Annotated in this window: 13 protein-coding genes, 2 pseudogenes and 1 riboswitch; of the genes and pseudogenes, 6 read left to right on the forward strand and 9 right to left on the reverse strand. The window is 69.4% G+C overall.

Annotated features, from left to right (window positions below; genetic code table 11):
* Positions 1-62: 62 nt before the first annotated feature.
* Both ACFVKT_RS21720 and ACFVKT_RS21725 read left to right on the forward strand, forming a co-directional pair.
* Positions 63-560: pseudogene (locus ACFVKT_RS21720) on the forward strand (Scr1 family TA system antitoxin-like transcriptional regulator); the annotation flags it as partial.
* A gap of 145 nt (positions 561-705) precedes the next feature.
* The gene (locus tag ACFVKT_RS21725; protein ID WP_385733848.1) at positions 706-1,314 is read left to right on the forward strand and encodes a TetR/AcrR family transcriptional regulator; all 609 of its coding nucleotides are present in this window, start codon (positions 706-708) and stop codon (positions 1,312-1,314) included.
* A 155-nt stretch (positions 1,315-1,469) separates the two neighbouring features.
* On the opposite strand, the gene ACFVKT_RS21730 is transcribed toward ACFVKT_RS21725, so the two are convergent.
* Entirely contained in the window at positions 1,470-2,234 is a 765-nt protein-coding gene (locus ACFVKT_RS21730; RefSeq protein WP_385733850.1) for an SDR family NAD(P)-dependent oxidoreductase, read from the reverse strand.
* 393 nt (positions 2,235-2,627) lie between these two features.
* On the opposite strand from ACFVKT_RS21730, the pseudogene ACFVKT_RS21735 reads away from it, so the two are divergent.
* Together ACFVKT_RS21735 and ACFVKT_RS21740 are read left to right on the forward strand one after the other, a co-directional pair.
* Positions 2,628-3,431 (forward strand): annotated as a pseudogene (locus tag ACFVKT_RS21735) (hypothetical protein); the annotation flags it as partial.
* A 103-nt stretch (positions 3,432-3,534) separates the two neighbouring features.
* A complete protein-coding gene (locus ACFVKT_RS21740) occupies positions 3,535-3,852 on the forward strand; it encodes a type II toxin-antitoxin system RelE/ParE family toxin (protein ID WP_385733852.1) in 318 nt (105 codons plus the stop codon).
* An 89-nt stretch (positions 3,853-3,941) separates the two neighbouring features.
* On the opposite strand, the gene ACFVKT_RS21745 is transcribed toward ACFVKT_RS21740, so the two are convergent.
* The 5 genes from ACFVKT_RS21745 to thrC all read right to left on the reverse strand — a co-directional run bounded on the left by ACFVKT_RS21745 (position 3,942) and on the right by thrC (position 9,768).
* Positions 3,942-5,060 (reverse strand): NADH:flavin oxidoreductase, encoded by a 1,119-nt coding sequence (locus ACFVKT_RS21745; protein ID WP_385733854.1) that lies wholly within the window; start codon positions 5,058-5,060, stop codon positions 3,942-3,944.
* 285 nt (positions 5,061-5,345) lie between these two features.
* Entirely contained in the window at positions 5,346-6,971 is a 1,626-nt protein-coding gene (gene groL / locus ACFVKT_RS21750; RefSeq protein WP_385733856.1) for a chaperonin GroEL, read from the reverse strand.
* A gap of 350 nt (positions 6,972-7,321) precedes the next feature.
* Positions 7,322-7,528, reverse strand: coding sequence for a cold-shock protein (locus ACFVKT_RS21755; protein WP_164304865.1), 207 nt, complete (start codon positions 7,526-7,528; stop codon positions 7,322-7,324).
* 469 nt (positions 7,529-7,997) lie between these two features.
* Positions 7,998-8,273 (reverse strand): MoaD/ThiS family protein, encoded by a 276-nt coding sequence (locus tag ACFVKT_RS21760; RefSeq protein WP_365432654.1) that lies wholly within the window; start codon positions 8,271-8,273, stop codon positions 7,998-8,000.
* A gap of 130 nt (positions 8,274-8,403) precedes the next feature.
* Positions 8,404-9,768: a threonine synthase gene (thrC, locus tag ACFVKT_RS21765; protein ID WP_385733858.1), complete on the reverse strand. Its 1,365-nt coding sequence runs from the start codon at positions 9,766-9,768 to the stop codon at positions 8,404-8,406.
* Positions 9,769-9,785: 17 nt separating this feature from the next.
* A riboswitch (SAM riboswitch) is annotated at positions 9,786-9,933 on the reverse strand.
* 179 nt (positions 9,934-10,112) lie between these two features.
* On the opposite strand from thrC, the gene ACFVKT_RS21770 reads away from it, so the two are divergent.
* Both ACFVKT_RS21770 and ACFVKT_RS21775 read left to right on the forward strand, forming a co-directional pair.
* A complete protein-coding gene (locus ACFVKT_RS21770; RefSeq protein ID WP_385733860.1) occupies positions 10,113-11,087 on the forward strand; it encodes a glucosyl-3-phosphoglycerate synthase in 975 nt (324 codons plus the stop codon).
* Between the two features lie 106 nt (positions 11,088-11,193).
* Positions 11,194-12,582 carry a trehalose-6-phosphate synthase gene (locus ACFVKT_RS21775; RefSeq protein WP_385734227.1) on the forward strand — a complete coding sequence of 463 codons (1,389 nt, stop codon included), beginning with the start codon at positions 11,194-11,196 and terminating at the stop codon, positions 12,580-12,582.
* Between the two features lie 251 nt (positions 12,583-12,833).
* Here ACFVKT_RS21775 and otsB read toward each other — a convergent pair whose 3' ends face one another.
* The 3 genes from otsB to ACFVKT_RS21790 form a co-directional block, all read right to left on the reverse strand.
* Positions 12,834-13,682 (reverse strand): trehalose-phosphatase, encoded by an 849-nt coding sequence (gene otsB, locus ACFVKT_RS21780; RefSeq protein ID WP_385733862.1) that lies wholly within the window; start codon positions 13,680-13,682, stop codon positions 12,834-12,836.
* Between the two features lie 261 nt (positions 13,683-13,943).
* Complete coding sequence (locus ACFVKT_RS21785; RefSeq protein ID WP_385733864.1) at positions 13,944-14,189, reverse strand: DUF3263 domain-containing protein; 246 nt, start codon at positions 14,187-14,189, stop codon at positions 13,944-13,946.
* A 32-nt stretch (positions 14,190-14,221) separates the two neighbouring features.
* Positions 14,222-15,466, reverse strand: coding sequence for an ABC transporter substrate-binding protein (locus ACFVKT_RS21790; protein WP_385733866.1), 1,245 nt, complete (start codon positions 15,464-15,466; stop codon positions 14,222-14,224).
* Positions 15,467-15,565 lie beyond the last annotated feature (99 nt).

A 15,565-nucleotide genomic window follows, 5' to 3' on the forward strand; every position in this document is an offset into this window, starting at 1 on the left:
ACCCCTCTAACCTGGCCAGACCGGGCGCCCCAACGACATCGACTGTCGGACAGGGAGTTGCCGTGGCAGGGCCGAAGGACCTCGACCCGTCGTCATCACCACGCGCCTTGCTGGGTGCCGAGTTGCGGCATGCGCGGGAGAGGTCCGGCCTTAGCCAGGCCAAGCTGGGCGAACCGCTCTTCGTCAGCGGCTCGTTCATCGGCCAACTGGAGGCCGGGACGCGGCGCATGCGCCTCGAATACGCCGTCCAGATTGACGAGATCCTGGGCACGAACGGCTTCTTCACCCGCAACTGCGCGGCTTCCGCCAAGTCCAGGTACCCGAACCACTTCACTGAAGCAGCGGAAGCGGAGTCGCTCGCCACATCGATCCGGCAGTACACCCCGACGCTGATCCCCGGTCTACTTCAAACACCGGGCTACGCAAAGGAGTTGTTCCGCACCTACTGGCCGGCCCTTCCAGACGCCGAGGTCGATGAGCTGGTGACGAACCGGATGGAGCGCACCCGCCTCCTGGACGATCCAACAACCCCGTTGCTGTGGGTGGTCCTCGACGAGGCCGGAGGCATGGTCGGCGTTCGTCGCAGACGTAAAGGCGACGTGATTGGCAGATTCGTCCCGCCAGCCGACCGCAAACCCGCAGGTGAAGCACACTCGGCGTGGGACACATCTGCCAATCCCGTCCCAGGTGATGAGGAGGCGAGTCATGCGCGGGGAGTTCACGGCCAAAGGCAAGGCAACGCGTCGCCGGATTGTCGAAGGCGCTGCCGCCGTGCTGCGGGAGAAAGGGGTCATCTCGGCGACGTTGGACGACATCATGGCGCGGACCCGTACCAGCAAGAGCCAGCTCTTCCACTACTTCCCGGACGGCAAGGACGAACTGCTCGTCGCGGTGGCCCAGTTCGAGGCGGATCAGGTCCTGGAGGACCAGCAGCCGTACTTGGGCCGTCTGGACTCGTGGGAGGCCTGGGAGCAGTGGCGCGACGTGGTGATCAAGCGCTATGAGGTCCACGGCGACGAGTGCCCACTCGGGTCGCTGTCCCTGCAGATCGGACGCTCGAGCCCCGGGGCGCGGGCGATCGTGATCGAGCTGTTGCGCCAATGGCAGGAGAGCCTGGCCGTCGGGATCCGGGCGCTGCAGGCCAACGGCCGGCTGCCCGCCGATTTCGATGCCGACACGAGGGCCGCTGCGCTGCTGGCAGGGCTCCAAGGGGGCGTGGCGATCCTGCTGTCGACGGGTCGGTCCACTCACCTGCGCGCCGCACTCGACGAGGGGATCGCGGACCTGCGCCGCGCGGGCTCCGCGATGGTCTGACCCGGCGCCGCGCGGGCTCCGCGATGGTCTGACCCGGCGCCGCGCGGGCTCCACCGCGGCCTTACCGGCGCCGCCCGGGCTCCACCGCGCCCTGACCCGGCGCCGGGTGTGCGAGCCCTCCGGCGCCAGGGCTCGGCTCAGGTAAGCACCAGGTGTCAGCCGGCGAGGACGGCGACGTTGGTGCGGCCTCCGTCGACGTCGAGGACGATGCCGTGCACGAAGGCCGACTCGTCGCCGGCCAGATAGACGGCGGCGTTCGCGACGGCGTCAGGGGTTCCCGTCCGGCCCGCGGGGGTGCCCTTCATCATGACCTCGGCGGGGTGGATCTCTCCGGGGACGGGCGTGTGCACAACACCCGGGGAGATCGCGTTCACCCGGACACCCTGCGGCCCGAACTCCGCCGCCCAGGCCCGGGTCAGGGTCTCCACCGCTCCCTTGGTGGAGCTGTAGAGGGCGCCGATCGGGATGCCCAGGCGTGTGACCCAGGAGCCGAGATTGATGATCGCTCCGCCGCCGGCCTCCACCATGGCGGGGGCGACGGTCGCGGTCAGGAAGAAGGGGGCCTTCACATTGACCGCGTAGACCCGGTCGAAGGTCTTCTCGTCGGTCGCAGCGGTCGGGTCGCCGGGGAAGATACCGGCGTTGTTGACCAGTACGTCGATACGGCCGCCGAGGACCAGCGTCGCCTCCTGGGCCAGCGCCTGCGAGGCGGCGGCGCTGCCGTCCAGCTCGGCCCGCACGAAGTCGGCGCGGCCGCCGCGTGCGCGGATCCCGTCGACGACTTCCTTGCCGCGCTCGGCGCTACGGCCCGAGACGACGACGTACGCCCCCTCGGCGGAGAACGCCTCCGCGATCGCCCGCCCGATATTGCTGGTTGCCCCGGTCACCAGGGCGGTCCTGCCCTCAAGCCGCATCGTCATGATCCACTCCATTGCTCGGCCATCCACCATGAACCCTGGACGGCTGGACGACTGCACGGCCCAGGGCGGAGTGCCACTGTGCGACGACAAAATTGGACTTACAAGTCCAGAAAATGAAGCCCTCCCGAAGCTCAAGTCCCCAGATCCGAGCCCTCTTTGTATGGAATGGGAGGCGGGCCCCAACCCGCCCTCCCACCCCGCGAGTTGACTTGGCGCGACCGGTTTGCCACGGACAGTCACAAGGGCTTAGCGTGCCCAAATACGCAAACAGCCCCCGCCAGGTGCTAGCAACACCTGCGGGGGCTTGACCAACAAGATCGAATGAGAGTCGATCCCATGGCTGCCGCCAAGCTTAGTCCTGCCTTCCTGCCCGCGCACGCACTCCCGCACCCCATGGCCAACCCGGGTTACGGAAAACGCGACGCCCCGGGCCAACTCCCCCGCACCGCGCACGACTTCGCGCACCTGCCGCCCCGCGAGGCAGCGGTCGCCGCGTACATCGACCGCCTCCCCGGCGGCGCCGACATCTCCGTAAAGACGCTGGCCAAGACACTCCCGTACGGCCAATGCGCCCTGCGCACGGCCCTCAACAACCTTCAACGGGCAGGGCACTTGCGCCGGGGCCGCGAACACCTGGCCGACTCGGGCAGCCCGCGCTGGATCACCCGAACGTGGTTCTCGCGGACGGCGCGGGACGACGACTGGTGGGCGGCGTTCACGCGGGGCGACGCACCTCAGGAGTCGCCGGGCAAACCGGGCCCCACCCGTTCACGCGCGTACATCCTGCTGGCGGCGCTGGGCCGCACGACCCCGGCCCTGTCCCTGTCGGCCGCGTCCTGCGCGGATCTCGCGCCCCTGCTGACGGAGTGGTTCGCGAGGGGAGCCACCGACGAACACGTGCTCCAGGCCCTGACCGCAGGGCTCCCGACCCCGGTCCACAGCCCGGCGGCCCTCATCCGCACCCGCCTGACGTCCAAGCTCCCGCCCGAACCCGCCCCGGCCCCACGGCCACCCCTCCGGGTACTGGAGTGCGCGAAGTGCGGTGCCCCGGGCCGCCCGGAGGCCCTGCCGGGCGGCGTCTGCGGCGCGTGCCGGGGCGAGGCCGCCCCGCCCCGGCACAGCGCCCCTCTGCCGACCTCCGCAGTCCACGCCCACGCGGCCGCGGCCCGTGCGGCGATGGTCGACCGACGAGAAAGGCCGCGCGTAGCCACTGACCACCGCCCGCAGATGCTGCGCGACAAGGCGGACATCGCTGAAGCACAGGCTCGTAAGGCGGCTCCATCCGGCCCATCCATGTCTCATGACGAGTTCATGGCGCAGCTGGAGGAAGAGGACCGCCGGGAGGCTGCTTCGTGACTTACGCAGTGGTGTGGGAGCGGCACGCCATGGACGAGTTCCGACGGCTCCGCATCGTCGACCCCATCGTCGACCCCGTGGGTGCCAAGGCGGCTACTGCGGCAGTACGCGCACTTGCCGACGACCCGCGTCCGGAAGGAGCTCGCGCGCCCTGGGCGCTTCGGGCTACTACCGGCTGCACATCGGCACCTGGCGGGTGCTGTACCGGCCGGACGGCACCACCGTCACCATCCACGTGCTGAAAGTCGGTCGCAGCACCTGACCCGCCCCCCTGTACGCCGAGGGCGGCACCCCTCGGAAGAAGGGTGCCGCCCTCGGCGTACAGGAACTACGAGCGGAGCCGGGGGGGGCTTAGCTCAAGGACTTCAGTGACGCCGGGTTGTACGCCGCCAGCTCGTCGTGGCGGCCGTCCAGCACCTTCGCCGCCCACTCCGGGTCCTGGAGGAGGGCGCGGCCGACCGCTACGAGGTCGAACTCGTCGCGGTCCAGGCGGTCAAGAAGGTTGTCGAGGTCCGTTGTCTGGGCGCCCTCGCCCGCGAAGGAGCTGATGACGTCGCCGTCGAGGCCGACCGAGCCGACGGTGATGGTGGGCTTCCCGGTCAGCTTCTTCGTCCAGCCCGCCAGGTTGAGGTCGGAGCCCTCGAACTCCGGGAGCCAGTAGCGGCGCGTGGAGGCGTGGAAGACGTCGACTCCGGCCTCGGCGAGCGGGGTCAGCAGGGCGCCGAGCTCCTCGGGCGTCTCCGCGAGGCGGGCGTCGTAGGCCTCCTGCTTCCACTGCGAGTAGCGGAAGACGATGGGGAAGGAGGGGGAGACCGCGGCGCGGACCGCGGCGACGATCTCGGTCGCGAACTTCGTACGGGCGACCAGGTCACCGCCGTACGCGTCGGTGCGGCGGTTGGTGCCCTCCCACAGGAACTGGTCGATCAGGTAGCCGTGCGCGCCGTGCAGTTCGACCCCGTCGAAGCCGATCCGCTCGGCGGCGGCCGCGGCCTCGGCGAACGCGGCGACGACCTCGTCCAGGTCGGCCTGGGTCATCTCCTTTCCCGCACCCGCCGTGCCGTCGAGCCGCAGGCCGGACGGGCCGACCGCGGGGGCGTCCGCGAACGGCGGGTCGCCGGCGCTGCGGACCATGCCGATGTGCCAGAGCTGCGGCACGATCTTCCCGCCCGCCGCGTGCACGGCCTCGGCGACCTTCGCCCAGCCTGCCAGCTGCTCCTCGCCGTGGAAACGGGGGATGCTGTCGCTCTGCCCGGCCGAGTCGTGGCCGACGTAGGTGCCCTCGGTGACGATGAGGCCCACGCCCGCGGCGGCGCGGCGGGCGTAGTACGACGCCACGTCCGCGCCGGGGATGCCGCCCGGGGAGAACTGGCGGGTCATCGGCGCCATGACGATCCGGTTCGGGACGGTCAGGCCGTTGAGGGAGACGGGGCGGGAGAGGATCTGGGCCGCGCGGGAGGGGGCGGTGGTCACGTGAGGGCTCCTGTGGGGAGAGGTCGGTCGGACGACTGACAGGCGGCCGGATGCTCATGCATAGGTACATGTGATGGATATGTGCACGCGCATTAGTTCCTGTCAGGAACTCCAACGGCCTCACCCGTCAGGGCATTCCGGCCTCCGCACACCCGCCGCGTGATCCAGGACACCTGACGGGGCGACCCCGACCCCGAAAACGCCCGAGGGCGGCACCCCCTGGGAGAAGGGGTGCCGCCCTCGGTACGAAGGACGGTGATCAACCGTGGCCGGAGCCGAGGTCGATCAGAAGTCCATGTCACCGCCCGGCATGCCGCCCGGAGCGCCGCCGGCAGCGGCCTTCTCCGGCTTGTCGGCGATGACGGCCTCGGTGGTGAGGAACAGCGCGGCGATGGACGCGGCATTCTGCAGGGCAGAGCGCGTGACCTTCGCCGGGTCGATGATGCCTTCGGCGATCATGTCGACGTACTCACCGGTCGCGGCGTTCAGGCCGTGACCGACGGGCAGGTTGCGCACCTTCTCGACGATGACGCCACCCTCGAGACCGCCGTTGACGGCGATCTGCTTGAGCGGGGCCTCCAGGGCGAGCCGCACGGCGTTGGCGCCGGTCGCCTCGTCACCCGTGAGCTCCAGCTTCTCGAAGACCGAGGAAGCCTGGATGAGGGCCACGCCACCACCGGCGACGATGCCCTCCTCGACGGCCGCCTTCGCGTTGCGAACGGCGTCCTCGATGCGGTGCTTGCGCTCCTTGAGCTCGACCTCGGTGGCGGCACCGGCCTTGATGACGGCCACGCCGCCCGCGAGCTTCGCCAGGCGCTCCTGGAGCTTCTCGCGGTCGTAGTCCGAGTCGGAGTTCTCGATCTCGGCACGGATCTGGTTGACCCGGCCGGCGACCTGGTCGGCAGAGCCGGAGCCGTCGACGATCGTCGTCTCGTCCTTGGTGATGACGACCTTGCGGGCGCGGCCGAGCAGGTCGACGGTCGCGTTCTCCAGCTTGAGGCCGACCTCCTCGGAGATGACCTCGCCACCCGTGAGGACGGCGATGTCGGTGAGCATCGCCTTGCGGCGGTCACCGAAGCCCGGAGCCTTGACGGCGACGGACTTGAAGGTGCCACGGATCTTGTTGACGACCAGCGTCGACAGAGCCTCGCCCTCGACGTCCTCGGCGATGATCAGCAGCGGCTTGCCCGACTGCATGACCTTCTCCAGGAGCGGGAGCAGGTCCTTGACGTTGGCGATCTTCGAGTTGGCGATCAGGATGTAGGGGTCGTCGAGGACGGCCTCCATACGCTCCATGTCGGTGGCGAAGTACGCCGAGATGTAGCCCTTGTCGAAGCGCATACCCTCGGTGAGCTCCAGCTCCAGACCGAAGGTCTGGGACTCCTCGACGGTGATGACGCCTTCCTTGCCGACCTTGTCCATCGCCTCGGCGATGAGCTCGCCGATCTGGGTGTCGGCGGCGGAGATGGAGGCCGTGGAGGCGATCTGCTCCTTGGTCTCGACATCCTTGGCCTGCTCGAGCAGGGCACCGGAGACGGCCTCGACGGCCTTCTCGATACCACGCTTGAGGGCCATCGGGTTGGCACCCGCGGCTACGTTGCGAAGGCCCTCGCGGACCAGCGCCTGCGCCAGAACGGTCGCGGTGGTCGTACCGTCGCCGGCGACGTCGTCCGTCTTCTTGGCGACTTCCTTGACCAGCTCAGCGCCGATCTTCTCGTACGGGTCCTCGAGCTCGATCTCCTTGGCGATGGAAACACCATCGTTGGTGATCGTGGGGGCGCCCCACTTCTTCTCGAGGACGACGTTGCGGCCCTTGGGGCCAAGGGTGACCTTGACGGCGTCGGCGAGCTGGTTCATCCCGCGCTCGAGACCGCGCCGTGCCTCCTCGTCGAACGCGATGATCTTGGCCATGTGAAGTGGTCCTCCCGGACTGGGGTGGATTGCTCCGGACCGCGCCCGCGCCCGCGACGGACGGCCTGCCTGCCTTGTGGTTCCTTGCCCCACCTGGCCTGCGGGCCTCACTGACCCGGTCCATAGTTGTCACTCTCACCTTCAGAGTGCTAACGCCAATGATTAGCACTCGCCCCTACCGAGTGCAAGCGGCTCCGGAAGATCCCCAGGTGAAGCAGGGGGCGCGCACGGCGCGAAGACAGCCTGAGGGGCACGCGGGCAGACGGTCGGGCAGACCGAAGGGCCCGCACCCCCTGCTGGGGATACGAGCCCTTCGTCACGTCGAACAGAACTATCAGTCGGCGCGTGCTTCAGCTGGTCGCCAGCCGGACCATGTCCGCCTGCGGCCCCTTCTGGCCCTGCGAGATCTCGAACTCGACCCGCTGGCCCTCTTCAAGGGTGCGGTAGCCGTCCATCTGAATCGCGCTGTAGTGGACGAATACATCCGCACCACCGTCGACCGCGATGAAGCCGTACCCCTTCTCCGCGTTGAACCACTTGACGGTGCCCTGAGCCATGCCTAACTCCCCTATTACTGGCCCTTGCACAGGACCGCACTTCGCGGGCCCGGGTCAGACCTCACCCCCCAAGGATTGGGGGTGTGCGCCGGAACGCGTCGACCGCGGCTGAATGTATCTGTCCAACTGCCCTCTGCAACAGGTCAATCGGACGAGAATTCTGAGCACGACCGATCGGGAATATGCGGAGAATTCACAAAGATTCAGGGCAAGTCGGGCCCCGTAAATGCCATAAACGGCTCAAAAAGACGGGGCACTTTGGCTACTTCTTGTCGCGCAGCGGGCAAGGACTCATATGCGCCCGGCATGAAACCAACTCGAAAGCGAAGCAGCTTCCCCAACTGTACCGCGCTCAACCATACAGAATTGCCCCCTCCGCTTCTCTCACGGAGGGGGCAATTCAATGAACTCTCGGTGACCGCCATTACCCAAGGTAATCGCAATCACCGTAAGTGACAGCGGATGACGGTCAGCCGCCGGCGACGGCCGGGATGATCGAGACGCCCGCGCCGTCCGGCGTCGCCGTCTCCAGGCCCTGCTCGAAGCGGACGTCGTCGTCGTTGACGTACACGTTGACGAAGCGGCGCAGCTTGCCCTGGTCGTCCAGGACGCGCGCGGCGATGCCGGTGTGGTTCTGCTCCAGGTCGGCGATCACCTCGCCGAGGGTGCCGCCCTCGGCGCTCACCTCGGCCTTGCCGCCGGTGTAGGTGCGCAGGATGGTGGGGATGCGGACGTTGACGCTCACGATTGACCTCCGGTCGGGGTTACGGGCTTGGGGGCGCGGGGCAGCGTTGAATTTGCGGCTACCGCCGGGTGGGCGCGACCAGCCCCCACCGGCCCGCGGCTGATACGGCCTCCCAGCGGAGCGCAACCGCTCATGACGCGAGGCCAGCCTCTCGGAAGGAGTCCAGGTTCGGGCGGATGGTCGCGGTGAGCCCGGTGTCCGAGGCCACCGCGTCCAGGGTCTTGAGGCCGTCGCCGGTGTTGAGGACGACGGTGGTGAGGGTCGGATCCAGCAGACCGTTCTCGATCAGCTTCTTCGCCACACCCACCGTCACGCCACCCGCGGTCTCGGCGAAGATGCCCTCCGTCTGCGCGAGGAGCTTGATCGCGTCGACGATCTGCTCGTCGTTGACGTCCTCCACCGCGCCGCCGGTGCGCCGCGCGATGTCGAGCACGTACGGCCCGTCGGCCGGGTTGCCGATGGCGAGCGACTTGGCGATGGTGTTCGGCTTCTGGGGCCGTACGACGTCGTGGCCGGCCTTGTAGGCCACCGACACCGGCGAGCAGCCCTCGGCCTGGGCACCGAAGATCTTGTACGGCTTGTCCTCGACGAGCCCGAGCTTGATCAGCTCCTGCAGCCCCTTGTCGATCTTCGTGAGCTGGGAGCCGGAGGCGATCGGCACGACCAGCTGGTCGGGAAGCTGCCAGCCGAGCTGCTCGCAGATCTCGTACGCGAGGGTCTTCGAGCCCTCCGCGTAGTACGGCCGCAGATTGACGTTGACGAAGCCCCAGCCCTCGCCGGCCGGGTCGCCGATCAGCTCGGAGCAGAAACGGTTCACGTCGTCGTAGTTGCCCTCGATACCGACGAGCTCGCCGCCGTACACCGCGGCCATGACGATCTTGCCCTGCTCCAGGTCGTGCGGGATGAAGACGCAGGAGCGGAAGCCGGCGCGGGCCGCGGCGGCGCCCACGGCGCCGGCGAGGTTGCCGGTGGAGGAGCAGGAGAGGGTGGTGAAGCCGAAGGCGCGGGCGGCCTCGATGGCCTGGGCGACGACGCGGTCCTTGAAGGAGTGCGTCGGGTTGCCGGAGTCGTCCTTGACGAAGAGCTTGCCGGGGGTGACGCCCAGCGCGCGGGCCAGGTTGTCGGCCTTGACGAGCTTGGTCCAGCCGGGGTTGATGTTCGGCTTCTCGGCGACGTCCGCCGGTACCGGCAGGAGCGGCGCGTAACGCCAGATGTTCGCGGGGCCCGCTTCGATGCGCTTGCGGAGGTCCTCGGTCTCGTAGGCCGAGAAGTCGTACGCGATCTCCAGCGGCCCGAAACACTCCTCGCAGGCGAAGACCGGGCCGAGGGGCACCCGGTGTCCGCACTCGCGGCAGGAAAGCGCGGCGGCGGGGCCCAGATCGACGGTGTTCGCGGCTTCGGCGGACTGCCCGGAGTCCGTGGACTTTCCGGCGTCGGTGGAGGTCACGGTGTTCGTGGTGTTTGCAGTGGTGCTTGCAACTGTCTGCGCAGCCATGGAGGCGAGGCCCTTTCTCCTCATCTTCCTCACGACGCACTTCGCCGTGAGACGGATTTGGCACCTTCCCGAGCCGGGAGCCTCGCCACGTCGATGTGACAGGAACCAGCTGGAGGGTTGCCGGGGCTTCATCGGGCCGTATCCCTCTGCCCCTCTGGATGAGCGGTATTCAGTTGTGCGCCGAGCGACCCCCGACATGCGATGGTCATCAGCGTTGTTCAAGACTGTAACCGAAGGCCTGGATGGTGGAGAGAGCCGTCCGAACCGCGAGATGCCAGCGACACACCAACCGCTGCCGCGGCGACGGGCACACGCATCCCAATGAACGCAAGGGAGAGCCGCACGTGCTTGAAGACGTCGAGCGCTGGCTGAGCACGCGCTCCTGGTCCGTTACCGACCGGCCGCTCAAGAAGCTCATAGCCGCCAAGCGATCCACCAACGCCACGGTGAGCGTGGTCCTGCCCGCGCTCAACGAGGAAGCCACGGTCGGTGAGATCGTCTCCATCATCCGCCGCGACCTCATGACCCGCAAAGCGCCTCTCGTCGACGAGATCGTCGTCATCGACTCGGGCTCGACGGACCGCACCTCCGAGGTCGCCGCCGCCGCCGGCGCCCGAGTAGTTCACCGGGACGACATACTTCCCCGCATCCCGGCCGTGCCCGGCAAGGGCGAGGTCCTGTGGCGGTCACTCCTCGTGACGAGCGGTGACATCGTCTGTTTCATCGACGCGGACCTCAAGGAGTTCTCGTCGGACTTCGTCCTGGGGATCGTGGGACCGCTGCTTACCGATCCGGGCGTGGACCTGGTCAAGGCGATGTACGACCGCCCGCTGAACCTGCCGGGTGAGCCCACCTCCGGCAGAACCGCGGCCGGGCAGGGTGGCCGTGTCACCGAACTGATGGCCCGCCCGCTGCTGAACATGCACTGGCCGCAGCTGGCCGGCTTCGTCCAGCCGCTCGGCGGTGAGTACGCGGCCCGCCGCACCCTCCTCGAACAGCTCCCGTTCCCCGTCGGATACGGCGTGGAGCTCGGCATGCTCGTCGACGCACTGCACCTGGTGGGCCTGGACGCGCTCGCCCAGGTCGACGTCGGGGTCCGCAAGCACCGGCACCAGGACGGCCAGGCGCTGGGCCGGATGTCCGCCGCGATCTACCGCACCGCACAGCTCCGGCTCGCCCGCGGCCACCTCATCCGGCCGGCCATCACCCAGTTCGAACGGGGCGAGTCCGGTTTCGAGCCGCGTACGTACTCCGTCGATACGGAGGAGCGCCCTCCGATGGCGGAAATCTCGGAGTATCAGCAGCGCAAAGCGGCGTAATCCGGCGGCTGTATACGTCTGCGCAGTACCCCGTCCGTACGTTTGAGCGTTTCCGGGCCGGGCTAGATTGACGCGTATGGCTTCCACGGCTTCGACTGCTGCTTCCATGGCATCCCCGCAGGGCTCCCACCGGATCCTCGTCGCGTCCAACCGCGGCCCGGTCTCCTACGACGTGCGCGAGGACGGCGAGCTCCGGGCCAGGCGCGGCGGCGGCGGCCTGGTCTCGGGCCTGTCGGCGATCGGCCCGGACGCGGGCGCCCTGTGGGTGTGCTCGGCGCTCGGCGACGGGGACCGCGAGGCGGTACGGCGCGGGGTCGGCGAGGACGGCGTACGGATGCTGGACATCGACGCCGAGGTGCACGCGGACGCCTACAACGGCATCGCGAACTCCGTGCTGTGGTTCGTCCACCACATGCTGTACCAGACGCCGCTGGAGCCGGTCTTCGACAGCGAATTCCGGCGCCAGTGGGCGTCGTACGAGGCCTACAACAGGGCGTTCGCGCAGGCGCTGGCGGACGAGGCGGCCGAGGGCGCCGTGGTGGTCGTACAGGACTACCACCTGACCCTGGTCCCCGGCATGCTGCGGGAGCTCCGCCCCGACCTGCGGATCGGGCACTTCTCGCACACGCCGTGGGCGCCGGTCGACTACTTCCGCATGCTCCCCGACGACATCGCCGAGCAGGTGCTGCGCGGCATGCTCGGCGCGGACCGGCTCGGCTTCCTCACCCACCGCTGGGCGTCCGCGTTCACCGCGTGCGCCGAGGAGCTGGTCGGCGGCCTCGGTGACACCCGTGTCGGTGTGCACGGGCTCGGCGCGGACGCGGACTTCCTGCGCAAGCGCTCGCACGAGGCGGATGTCGCCGACCGTATGGCCACCCTGCGTGAGCAGATCGGCGCGGGCCGGAAGGCGATCGTGCGGGTCGACCGCACCGAGCTGTCGAAGAACATCGTGCGCGGACTGCTGGCCTACCGGCAGCTCCTGGAGGACCAGCCGTCCTGGCGCGAGCGGGTCGTGCACGTCGCCTTCGCCTACCCCTCCCGCCAGGACCTCGCGGTGTACCGCGACTACACGGCCGAGGTGCAGCGGGTCGCCGACGACATCAACTCCACGTACGGCACGCCTACTTGGACCCCGGTCGTGCTCCACGTCAAGGACGACTTCGCCCGCTCCCTCGCCGCGTACCGCCTCGCCGACGTGGCCCTCGTCAACCCGATCCGGGACGGCATGAACCTCGTCGCCAAGGAGGTGCCGGTCGTCTCCGACGAGGGGTGCGCGCTGGTGCTGTCCCGGGAGGCGGGGGCGTACGAGGAGCTGGGCGAGGACGCGATCGTGGTGAACCCGTACGACGTGGTCGGCACGGCGCGGGCGCTGCACGAGGCCTTGTCGATGGGCGCCGGTGAACGGGCCGAGCGCACCAAGCGACTCGCCGCGGCGGCCACGGCGCTGCCTCCGGCGCAGTGGTTCCTTGAGCAGCTGCGGGAGTTGGAGGGCTGAGGGGTTGTCGTTTGGCTGAAGGGTTGTCCCTTGGCTGAGGGGTTGTCCCTTGGCTGCGGGGCCGCTGTGGCTGAGGGCCGCTGGGGCTGAGGGCCGCTGGGGCTGAGGGCCGCTGGGGCTGAGGGGCCGCTGTAGCTGCGGGGCCGCTGTAGCTGCGGGGCCGCTGTAGCTGCGGGGCCGCTGTGGCTGCGGGCCGCTGTGGCTGGTCGCGCAGTTCCCCGCGCCCCTGACGGCGCCGCAGCCAGGCGGAGCTACTCCGTGAGCCTCTGCGCCAGTGACCTCAGCAGCTGTACGACGCCTGCCGGGCCGTCCACCACCAGGTCGGCCCGCTCCGCCAGTTCCGCGACCTCCGCGCTGCCGCTGCACACCAGGAGGCCCGGGATGCCGTCGGCGCGGAGTTTGTCGACGGCGGCGAAGGCCGGGAGGTCACCGAGGTCGTCACCGGCGTAGAGGACGGCCTCCGCGCCGGTCTCCCGCACATGTGCGAGCAGGGCGACGCCCTTGTCCATCCCCGGCGGGCGCAGCTCCAGGACCATGCGCCCCGGCTCGACGATCAGGCCGTGCCGGCCCGCCAGCTCGGTGAGGGGCTCGCGCAGGGCCTCGAACGCCGCCTGCGGGTCCGCCGCGCGCCGGGTGTGTACGGCGACCGCCCGGCCCTTCTCCTCGGTCCAGGTGCCCTTCCAGGCGCCGGCCGTGTCGAGGAAGCCGGGCAGCTCGGCGCGGACGGCGGCGACGCCGGGGTGCGGGGGCGGTGCGCTGACCGTGCCGGTCCGGGCGTCCCAGCGCTCCGCGCCGTAGTGCCCGAGCACGACCAGGTGCTCCAGTCCCGGCACGCCCGCGAAGCCGCCGTGCTCTACCGCGACGGCGGCCGGGCGGCCGGTCACGACCGCCACCGAGGCGACCTTCGGGGCGAGGGTCGCCAGTGCGGGGACCGCGTCCGGGTGGGCGCGGGCCTGCTCCGGGTCCGCGACGATCGGCGCGAGCGTCCCGTCGAAGTCGAGCCCGATCACCGCGTGGCCCGGCCGGGCGAGAATCGCGTCGAGACCGGCGCGGCCGGCGGGGGTGGTGGGCGTCGGCAGGGGGTCCGCGTGGCTGGCCATACGGGGACCCTATCCGCGCGGGGGGTGGGGGGTGTTTTTTTCGCCCCCTCCGCCCTTGCCCGTCCCCTGCCCCTGGGGCTCCGCCCCAGACCCCGCTCCTCAAACGCCGGAGGGGCTACCCCTAGCCCGTCCGGCGTCTGAGGACGAGCGCGTTCAGCGCGACAGCGGGGGTCTGGGGGCGGCAGCCCCCAGGAAGCAAGGGACGGGCAGGGGCGGAGGGGGCGAAAACCCATCCCCCAGCCCCCGTCACCGCTCCCCCAGTCACCGCTCCCCCCGGCGGGCGTCCCGTACCCTCCGTAGCCGGTTCACCGTCACCGGGTCGTGGGCAAGGGCCCGCGGATCGTCGATCAGGGCGTTGAGGAGTTGGTAGTAGCGGACGGGCGCCAGCCCGAGCTGCTCACGTATCGCCCGCTCCTTCGCCCCGGGTCCCTCGAATCCGCGGCGCTCCATGGCGAGGATCCCCCGCTCCCGCGGACCGAGCTCCCCCCGGGAGTCCATGGATTCCATGGACAGAACCGTAGCCCGGGCCACTGACAGCGCTACGACTCGTTGTCCGCCGCGTCGGCCTCCGCCTGCAGCGACCCCAACACCCCGGCCGGACTCCCGCCCGCCTCCACGGCCTTCCCGATCTTCGCCTTGAGGTCGGCGCTGACACCGGCCCAGGAGGTCTTGCCGACGGGATACAGCTCGGCGGTGGGGAGTTCGTCGAGGAAGGGGGCGAGATCCCGGTCGCCGCTGTCGGCGGCCATGACCTCGGACGCGGAGGTGGTGACCGGCAGCAGGTCGTACTCGCGGGAGAAGTCGAGCACGTTCTTGTCGCTGTAGACGAAGTCGAGGAAGTCACCGACCTGCTCGGCGTGCCCGTTCTGCTTGAAGGCCATCATCCAGTCGGCGACACCCAGCGTGGACTTGCTCTGGCCGTCGGCCCCGGGCATCGGCACCATGCCGAACTCCACGCCCTTGTCGGCGGCCATCTTCATCAGCGTGGGATGCCCGCTGAGCATCCCGACCTCGCCCCGCGTGAACGCGGCGAACGCGTCCGCCCGGTTGAGCTTCGCGGGATCGGTGGGCCCGGTGAGCCCCTTGCCGACGAGTTCGTCCTTGAGCCAGGTGAAGGTCCTGACGTTCTCCTCGGAGTCGATGGAGTACGTACCGACGTTGTTGGTGTAGCCCCCGTCGCCGCTCAGCATCCACTGCAGCGTCTCGGCCTGCGCCTCTTCCGGCCCCAGCGGCAGCGCGTACGGGAACTTCACGTCCGCGGCCTTGAGCACCTCGGCGTCGGAGGCCAGCTCGTCCCAGGTCTTCGGCGGGGTGAGCCCGGACTGGGTGAAGAGGGTCTTGTTGTAGAAGAGCAGCCGGGTGGAGGAGGCGAACGGCAGGCCGTACTGCGCGCGTTCCTGCTCGCCCGCGTCGGTGAGTTGGAGGGCGAAGTTGGCCTGGACGGGTATGGAGAGCAGTTCGTCGGCCGTGTAGAGCTGGTCCTTGGCCGCGTAGTCGGCGTACGCGCCGATCTGCGCCATGTCGGGCGCCTCCCCGGCCGCGACCATCTCCTGGACCTTGCGGTCGACGTCGGTCCAGGAGTAGACGCTGACCTCGACCTTCACCCCCGGGTGGGCGCCTTCGTACTCCTTGACCAGTGCGTCCCAGTACTTCTGCGAGCTGTTGGCGTCGGAGTCGCCGTAGTCGGCGGCCACCAGCCTCAAGGTCACGTCTTCGGAGTTTCCGGAGCTTCCGCAGCCTCCGAGAGTGGCTGTCATGCCCAGTGCGGACACCGCCGCGATCATTCCTGTCCTACGCCGCCGCACCGCTTTTTCCCCAACCCTGTGTCGATTCGCCGTTCGATATTCCGGCATAAGGTCTACACCACGTAAGTGGACTAGACC

Origin of the sequence: Streptomyces sp. NPDC127595 (genome assembly GCF_042671685.1) — a bacterium.
GTDB lineage: Bacteria > Actinomycetota > Actinomycetes > Streptomycetales > Streptomycetaceae > Streptomyces.

What these genes read in the sequence shown, in the direction of transcription:
- ACFVKT_RS21730 (WP_385733850.1), bottom strand. Translation starts at nt 2,234, where the DNA reads ATGACGATGCGGCTTGAGGGCAGGACCGCCCTGGTGACCGGGGCAACC.
- ACFVKT_RS21785 (WP_385733864.1), bottom strand. Translation starts at nt 14,189, where the DNA reads ATGGAATCCATGGACTCCCGGGGGGAGCTCGGTCCGCGGGAGCGGGGG.
- ACFVKT_RS21755 (WP_164304865.1), bottom strand. Translation starts at nt 7,528, where the DNA reads ATGGCTCAGGGCACCGTCAAGTGGTTCAACGCGGAGAAGGGGTACGGC.
- ACFVKT_RS21725 (WP_385733848.1), top strand. Translation starts at nt 706, where the DNA reads ATGCGCGGGGAGTTCACGGCCAAAGGCAAGGCAACGCGTCGCCGGATT.
- ACFVKT_RS21775 (WP_385734227.1), top strand. Translation starts at nt 11,194, where the DNA reads ATGGCATCCCCGCAGGGCTCCCACCGGATCCTCGTCGCGTCCAACCGC.
- thrC (WP_385733858.1), bottom strand. Translation starts at nt 9,768, where the DNA reads ATGGCTGCGCAGACAGTTGCAAGCACCACTGCAAACACCACGAACACC.
- otsB (WP_385733862.1), bottom strand. Translation starts at nt 13,682, where the DNA reads ATGGCCAGCCACGCGGACCCCCTGCCGACGCCCACCACCCCCGCCGGC.
- groL (WP_385733856.1), bottom strand. Translation starts at nt 6,971, where the DNA reads ATGGCCAAGATCATCGCGTTCGACGAGGAGGCACGGCGCGGTCTCGAG.
- ACFVKT_RS21790 (WP_385733866.1), bottom strand. Translation starts at nt 15,466, where the DNA reads ATGATCGCGGCGGTGTCCGCACTGGGCATGACAGCCACTCTCGGAGGC.
- ACFVKT_RS21740 (WP_385733852.1), top strand. Translation starts at nt 3,535, where the DNA reads ATGACGAGTTCATGGCGCAGCTGGAGGAAGAGGACCGCCGGGAGGCTG.